6 protein-coding genes are annotated in these 5,575 nt (G+C 54.5%); all 6 read right to left on the bottom strand.

Translation table 11 applies throughout. The features are described 5' to 3' along the window. Nucleotides 1-157 precede the first annotated feature (157 nt). The gene (locus tag C0V76_RS19370) at nt 158-817 is read right to left on the bottom strand and encodes a hypothetical protein (protein ID WP_143707497.1); all 660 of its coding nucleotides are present in this window, start codon (nt 815-817) and stop codon (nt 158-160) included. A 31-nt stretch (nt 818-848) separates the two neighbouring features. Next, entirely contained in the window at nt 849-2,372 is a 1,524-nt protein-coding gene (locus C0V76_RS19795) for a hypothetical protein (RefSeq protein ID WP_143707496.1), read from the bottom strand. A gap of 133 nt (nt 2,373-2,505) precedes the next feature. Beyond that, complete coding sequence (locus C0V76_RS19355; protein WP_101944559.1) at nt 2,506-3,117, bottom strand: hypothetical protein; 612 nt, start codon at nt 3,115-3,117, stop codon at nt 2,506-2,508. 3 nt (nt 3,118-3,120) lie between these two features. Continuing rightward, nucleotides 3,121-3,879 (bottom strand): AHH domain-containing protein, encoded by a 759-nt coding sequence (locus tag C0V76_RS19350; RefSeq protein WP_101944558.1) that lies wholly within the window; start codon nt 3,877-3,879, stop codon nt 3,121-3,123. Between the two features lie 13 nt (nt 3,880-3,892). Next, on the bottom strand, nt 3,893-5,128 hold the full coding sequence (locus C0V76_RS19345) for a hypothetical protein (protein WP_143707495.1): 1,236 nt from the start codon (nt 5,126-5,128) through the stop codon (nt 3,893-3,895). Nucleotides 5,129-5,138: 10 nt separating this feature from the next. Beyond that, nucleotides 5,139-5,575, bottom strand: a 437-nt coding sequence (locus tag C0V76_RS19340) for a DUF2345 domain-containing protein (protein ID WP_143707494.1), incomplete at its 5' end; no start/stop codon positions are given.

The following is a 5,575-nucleotide window of genomic DNA, read 5'->3' as shown; positions in this document are numbered from 1 at the left end:
GGAACGCAGGCCGGCCAGCACCTCCAGTGCGCTCGCTGCGGCGGGCAGGCTGCGGGGGTCTAAGGCCTGGTTCATGGCTTCTTGTCTGGCAGGGCGGTGGGGGTCTGGGCCTTCGGGACTTGCACTGCTGCCGGAGTACGCACGCTACTACCAAGCTTTATTTGGCTGCTGCGAACAGCACCCACTTTTCTACGCGATTCATGGGGGTGGCCGAATCAAACGTGAAGGCGACGTATTCGGCATCATCAGCAGCCAAGCTTCGCTCTTCCTTTGTGCTCCGACCCACTTCGCGGTTGTTGTTGTCGAAGCCGCGCAGATGCAGACTGCCTTTGAAAGCTTGGGCAGACTTTACATAGGCCTTGAGTGTGTTCTGTCCCTCCTTGCCATTGACCTCCAACACCGCACGGTCGCTGCTGACGCCAAGTTTTGCGGCGCCATCATCGGTCGTGATCTTGGCTTCCTTGGCGCGGTCAATGCCCTGCGTGACCCCGCCGATCACCTTGCCAACACCCGTAGAAAGTTCAGCCGCTGCTTTCTGGCCGTCGCTCTGCAGTGCTTCGCCAATGCCTTTCACGCGGGCGGCCTTGTCTTCAACGAGGGCTGTGCCTTTGGCGTGCTCAGCCGCTATTTCTTCTTCGCGGCTTTTACAGGCAGTGAGGCACAGGGCGAGTGCGAGTAAGTAGGTGAGCTTTGTGCTTTTCAAGTTCATGTTCTTCATATAAAAGAGTTCGTCTTTGTGTCGAATGGTTGCCGTGCGGGCGGCACCACGCCCAGCGTGTCTTTGCTCAGATTCTCGGGGGTTGCTGCGACGCAGCATTCGGCTCGATATAGGCCTGTACCGCTGTGCATTAGCGATCTTGGCTGTTTTTTGGGTAAGCGCGTCTGGCATTGGGATCGAAGTCAAAGGCCTTGAAGAACGCTTCTTTGCCTTGCCATTTTTCCTTGCCGTCCGGTGTGCCATAGCGAATGTCGGCGAAGTCGAACATCTCTTTCTTAGCGACGGCGCTGCCCAGCCTGTTGTTCCAGCCCAGTGCGACGAGCGTGGCTTTGCCTGCGTCGTCGTATTCCCACACGCGGTAATAAATCAAGTTGGTTTTAAGGCGCAGCGCAATCTTTGTGCGCTTGAGGTCTTGCGGCTCGTCGCCGTAGAACTTTCCGTCCTGCATCGGGTCGAGGTCGAGCAGATTGATGACGCGCTTCAGGCGGCCTTGCTCGTCGTATTGTTCTTGCCGCATCGTGCGGCCCAGAGCGGTGTAGAAGCGGTCGCGCACCTGATGCTCGCCAGCCTTGAAATGCTCTACGAGCTTGATGACGCGACTCACGCTCGTTTCGCGGCGGCGGTCGTACTGGTAAATCTCTTCGGGGTTACGCAGCAGGCTGATGGGTACAGGGGGCTTGGTGAAAAAGTATTCAACTGGGGGGAGGCTGCCTGAGGCATAGGGCCATTTGTAGTTGTGGCTTTTGTCTTTGGAGCCGAGCAGGTCGGAGCCCCCCAGAATTTTTGTGACGCCGGCGGCGGACGTTACATGCCCCCCCCCGGCAAGTTCATGCGCCTCGGCAACCGCTATCGTGGAGGTCATGTATTCAGCGGGAACGACAGAGAAATCGATGCGCTTACTCCAAGAGCCATCTTCTTTGCCAGAGTGTTGCTCAATCCACTTATGCCAGACCTTGCCCTCAACTTCCGCGAATTCGAAGCGGTGGAAATCGTCTCGTGGGTCGGGTTCGCCAGCGGGGCAGCGCCGGGTTTCGGTGGCGCGCACCCAGAGCAGGACGCGGTCTTTGTCGTCGTAACGGTAGCAGTGAAAACCGGAAATTCGTTGTGGTTGATTGTCAGCAAGCTCAGATGGAGAAACAGAAAACTTGCGTTCGATACGCCCTTTTGCATCGTAGAGAAAAACTTGCGCAGATCCTAAATCATGCGTTTCTGCGATGGAGGCAACCTTCTTGTTGTTTCGAGCATTTTGTTTACTTAAGTGAATGACATCCGGCTTACTGTTTGGTGTGTGAGACCGCCATTTTTCCTTTCGGCAAATTCGCCATCCACCGGCTGGATTTGGTTCGAAGTAAGAAATCCAGCCATCGGCAGTTGTTCTGGGCTTTCCTTCTGCGTCCTCGTATGTGGTTGAGAGCGCCCCTGTGCCACTCTTTGACAGGAGGTCCTCAGGTACTTTGTCAGGATAAGCCTGCATGGTCAGGCCGTTCATGGTCTGGGAACCCAGCAACAAGGTATCTTCGTTGTAGCCAATGACGAACTTGATACCTTCGTTTGGGGATTCGTACCAATTGGCCGGGTTGTTGCACGCCGCTGCGGCAACGGCGCTAGCAAGGCACAGCGCGGCCAAGGTAAGTGAATGGCAGAATATCTTCATGATCAGCTCAAGCTAGGGGGCAGCGCGATGTTGGCATCAGCGATATCAACGCTCATGTGGTGGTCAACGCTGTGGCGACTTCAGCCTTGCTTGTGTTGGCATTCGCCTTCGAATTCATCCAACAAACAAAAGCTCAGTAATCTGACACGCGCACGTACTCTGCGCCGTTGTCGGGCGCGCGACCGAAAATCTTTGTCAAAATCGATTGATGCGCGACGATGTAGGCGTCAATTGAGCCGCCTAGTTTGAACAGAAGTCGCTGAGAAAGCGGCGTCTTCGCAAACAACTCCTGATTGAACCGCAAGCTGTAAATTTGATGATATTCGATACCACCCAGTCGGACAGGCGCTACGTCCTGTTCGTAGTCAGACGTATTGCGATCCCAGCAGTCGAAGCGCTCGGTGAAGGTTAGATACCAGCGGTCTTCATGCCACTGATCTTGGTCATCAATGTAGATCGAAGGGTAGATGTGAAGATTTGGAAAGTCGTAATTCAGTAAGCGTTCACGAATATTGTCGTCGACGATGATATCAAAACCACTAAACAATAGTTCTGGGGTGATGCTTTTAATACCCTGGCGACGACGTTCTTCTTTAAAACCATTATGGAATTTCAAGGGTGCTTGACCAAAAGGTAATGCCTCAAAATCATAATTTCTATTTGATGTGTCTTTGTCTGGTGTCAAGAATGGTATGCGATCGTTATTCTTTTGGTCTCTGATTAAATAATATTCTTCTTCGTACATTACTTATCGCCCCGCTTTTAGTTGATATTTGCCGTCAGATGCATAGGTGATATTTTCCACCTTTTGTTCCGGGCCTTGATTCTTGTGATGATTGCGTCCGACCGAGCATTGATGATCGAACCGATGCAATGTCGTTGAGTCAGTACCCGCGCACCCAATCGAATCGCCTGGCTGGAAATGCGCGGCTACTCTTGTGAGAGGCGCTTCCTCGGGTCTCTTCTGAATTAGCTTCAAGATTTGTTGACTGAGATTGTCAAGTTCTGACTTGATTTTATGCCGCGCAGTAAGATCTTGCGGCCCGCCCATGTATCCTGGACAGTCCTTGGTTAGGCCAAGCTTCGCGGCCATTATTCGTTTAGCAACCATCTTGTGATAGCTAAGTGGATGCTCGTCATCGTCATAACTATCCAGGATAGGTGCCGTATGATTTCCTCTGTGCGGCTGCACCCCAAGGTGGCACGCCCCTTGCAGGGTAGAGGGCAGAAACACGAGGTTGTCTAGCAAGTTGATGTCATAGCCGAACTTGCGAATCTTGTCGGCAAGCCCGGATTCCTTCATCGCAGTCGCGGAGATCACATGGTGGGCCTGCATCGCCACGCCCTGGTGACGCGGGTGGTTACGCTCATCCGCGATGGCGCGAATGATGCGATGTAGGTATTGGCTGTCTTTGGTCGTCTGGCCTGTCAGGGCGAGTGGTGCGCGCTTGTCTGGACTGGCCTTGGCCGATTTGCTCTTGCGTGGAGTCGCTTTCTTGATTGCCATGTCGATTGCTCGCTCAGTCGTATTCGACGTTGCCTAAACGTCCACGTGGGGTGGAGTGCTCCGTGCTGCCGCACAAACGGCAGCGCGTGTCGCGCTTGATCAGTTTTTTCTTGGCGCTGAGGGTTTGTCGTGTTTTGCCACGCACGGTGACGCCGCGCCTTCTTGCTGCCAGAAGTTTTTCGCCGAGGCGATGCATCTGGCGCGATGCATCGAGGAAGTCTTCAAGCATTCTGGCGTAGGCGCGCAAGGCGGCCTGCGCTTTCTGGATGCGGCGCGCCACGGTAGTGACCTTGACACTGGCCGCCGTCAAGCGGGCGGCTAGGGTGGTGAGTCGCACGGCAACGCCAGTGCCGGCAGTGAGGAAAGCGCAAAGTACCGTCAGGATGACTTCCAGCAGCAATTGCACGCCGAACTTGGCTGAAGTGTAGGCATAGAAATTTGGTGGGACGGCTTCGAGCATGAGGCCGAGGTAGGAAACGTAGTTGAGTGCGCTGTCATGGTCGGCGATCAGTTCCAGCGCGATGTGAAACTGCCCGCTCTCTTTAATGGATTTGGCAAGGGTCGGGTCGATGTCCTTGAGCACCGTATCAACGAAATTCTGCACGCCTTTGGCGTCGCCCTCGGTGATGAGGTTGGGCAGATTCAGGATCGCGTTGCGGTGCTGATAGATCTTGTTGGATTTGTCGACCGAGTCGAGCACGGTAGCTGTGGTGTCGTTCACCGTTTTCGTGATCGTATCGACCTTTTTTTGGGTGTAGTCACGAGCTTGCTCCGCCTTGCGATCTATAACGGTTTGCCACCACGCCCAATTCTTGATGGTGTCGTCGGCATGTTCGATCAGGTTGGCGCCGCCATTCAGACTCTCCCGCAGTTCTTCGTATTGCTGCGCCGAGTAGTCGGCCATCGTGTCAATGGCTTTTCCAGCGAAGTGCTGAATCTTTTGTCCAACCTCCTTCCAGGTCTTCTTGTCGAACAGATCACCAATGCTTTTTCCCCAGTCTCCCCCGCCTTCTTTCACGCCCTCGTAAGCTGCGTCCAGAAAGGCAATCTTCGGGTCGGTGTCCCATTGTTGCTGGAATTCCGCCATGTGGTCTAACAGGTTCAAATACGCACCGTGCAGGCGTTGAACAATCTGCTCACGATCTTCGGAGATTTCTTTTTCGGTATAGGCACTTCTGGCAATGACAATTACATCGCCATCGTCGCTTGAGAACGTTTTTACAGGGGGGGATGCTTGCTGGTTTGCCATGTGTATGCGCTCAAGCTTTATTGATCGTGAGTGACTTGGTGATGGTTTTGCTATTAACCTTCACCTCGGTATTCTCGAGTGGCCAAGGGGTATTCCATGCATCCTCGTAGTGGGCTTCGAGCTGTACCCAAGAACTGTTGGAGTTGGACATCACAGGCAACGCCGCATCCACCTTCGCCCCCCCCACAAAGCTCCGCTGACTGGCATGCACGGTGAGCACCCCCGGGCACTGCACGGTGATGTTCCCGCCCTCAATCGTGATGGCTGATCCACCTGCCACCGCGAGGTGGATTTTCTTTGCGGAGGCGAGGTCGAGCTTGCCAGAGACGGAGACCATCTTCAGTTGCTCCTTGGCGGCGAGTGTCATCGTGTCGGCCTGGGCCTGGACGAGCACCGGGCCGCTGTTGGCGATGAGTTTGAGGTGGCCGCTGCCTTGCGCGCTGCTGA

It is taken from the genome of Uliginosibacterium sp. TH139 (assembly GCF_002855595.1).
Taxonomy (GTDB): Bacteria; Pseudomonadota; Gammaproteobacteria; order Burkholderiales; family Rhodocyclaceae; genus Uliginosibacterium; species Uliginosibacterium aquaticum.
This window is presented reverse-complemented; position numbering and strand designations above follow the sequence as displayed.